Genomic DNA, 1,699 nt, shown 5'->3' on the forward strand with positions numbered 1-1,699 from the left:
AAGGGGGTTGTCGAGCCGGAAGCCTTATCTTCGCGCTTCAAGCTGCCCCCGAAGGGCGCCTCTGGGCGCCCTTCGTCTTTCCCGGCCCCCGCACATTGCCAACCCGACCCTGGCTCCCGACAATCGGGCATCCCAATATCGGACGTGGCCCATGCGCCTTGCTGCCCTGCTGCTCCTGCTGCTGTCGTTCGGTGCGGGCGCCGTGGTCATTCGCGACGATGTCCCGGATCGGCAGCATCGAATGGCGAGCTCCGGGTTACCCGCGCTGGCCGACCTGCCCGGTGAGGGCCATGGCGTCCTCATCGCGCCGCAGTGGGTCATCACCGCCGCCCACGCCGTCAGCTGGCAGCACGCACTGGACGTGGTGGTGGTCGGCGGCACGCCACGCGCCGTGCGCGGCGTCGTCATCCATCCGGGCTACAGGACGCCTCCCCAGGCCATGGTCGACGCCGCCCTGAAGTCGGGTGATTGGGAGGCCTTTTTTGGCTTCCTCGCCGCCTCCGACGACCTCGCGCTGGTCCAGCTCGCCGAACCGGTCGTGGATGTCGCGCCCGTGCCGATCCACGGCGGCCCCGTGCTGGGCAAGGTCGTCCGGATCATGGGGCGGGGCGCCACGGGGACGGGGTCAAAGGGACACGCCCTGAACGCGCCACGCCGGACCGATCTGCGCCAGGGTTACAACACGATCAGTGTCTCGGAAGGCCGGTGGATCGGATACCGCTTCGACATGCCGCCGAACGCGCTCCCGCTCGAAGCGTCGACCGGGAGCGGAGACAGCGGCAGCCCGATCCTGGTCGCCGTGGGCGACCAATGGCACGTTGCCGGCATCACGGCGTGGAAGCGTGGCATCGTCACCGGCACGGAAGTCCAGCCGGGCAGGTACGGGGAGACCAGCTACGGCGTTCGGCTGGGGAACTACGCCGACTGGATTGAATCGACGATCGCCACAGCCGACGAGGCCGGCGACGCTCGCTGAACGCTGCCGTGGGGCAGGGGTCGGAGGCGTAGTGAGCCCTGATCGAGGGCGCTCCCACGATGGCCGGGAGCATCGGGCCTGACGGCACTCCTGCAGCGGCTGAGTCGCAGGATCTGAGAGGGCCGGGTGCGAAGCTATGCACCGGTTATGCACAGGCTTATACCTAACGCAGGGGCGGCCGGGGTGGCTACCATGGCTGACCCGGCGGCGGGTGGAGTTCCGACCCGCGCCCACCTGAATTCCAAGGCCACCATGCCCGTACGCTCCGAATCCTTCCGCACCGAAGCCCGCATCGACGCCCTGCGCGTCCCGCCCCAGTCGGTGGAGGCCGAACAGGCCGTGATCGGCGGCCTCATGCTGGCCCCGGATTCGCTCGACCGCGTCGGCGATTTCCTCACCGAACACGACTTCTACCGCCGCGACCACCGCCTCATCTACCGCGCCATCCGCGACCTGAGCGAAAAGAACAAACCCTTCGACGCCGTCACCCTGGGCGAATGGTTCGAGGTCAACGCCCTGTCCGAACAGATCGGCGGCACCGGCTACCTGATCGAACTGGCGTCCAGCACCCCGTCGGCCGCCAACATCCGCGCCTACGCCGAGATCGTGCGCGAGAAGGCCGTGATGCGCCAGCTGATCGAGGCCGGCACCGAGATCGTCAACGACGGCTTCCAGCCCGAAGGACGCGACAGCCAGGAAGTGCTGTCGGCGGCCGAGATGAAG

Annotated in this window: 2 protein-coding genes; both read left to right on the plus strand. The window is 68.5% G+C overall.

Annotated features, from left to right (window positions below; genetic code table 11):
- Nucleotides 1–151: 151 nt before the first annotated feature.
- Entirely contained in the window at nucleotides 152–976 is an 825-nt protein-coding gene (locus K0M70_RS15240) for a trypsin-like serine protease (RefSeq protein WP_290783391.1), read from the plus strand.
- A 252-nt stretch (nucleotides 977–1,228) separates the two neighbouring features.
- The coding region (locus K0M70_RS15245) for a DnaB-like helicase N-terminal domain-containing protein (RefSeq protein WP_290783393.1) at nucleotides 1,229–1,699 on the plus strand (471 nt) is incomplete at its 3' end.

The organism is Arenimonas sp., assembly GCF_019459675.1.
Taxonomy (GTDB): domain Bacteria; phylum Pseudomonadota; class Gammaproteobacteria; order Xanthomonadales; family Xanthomonadaceae; genus Arenimonas.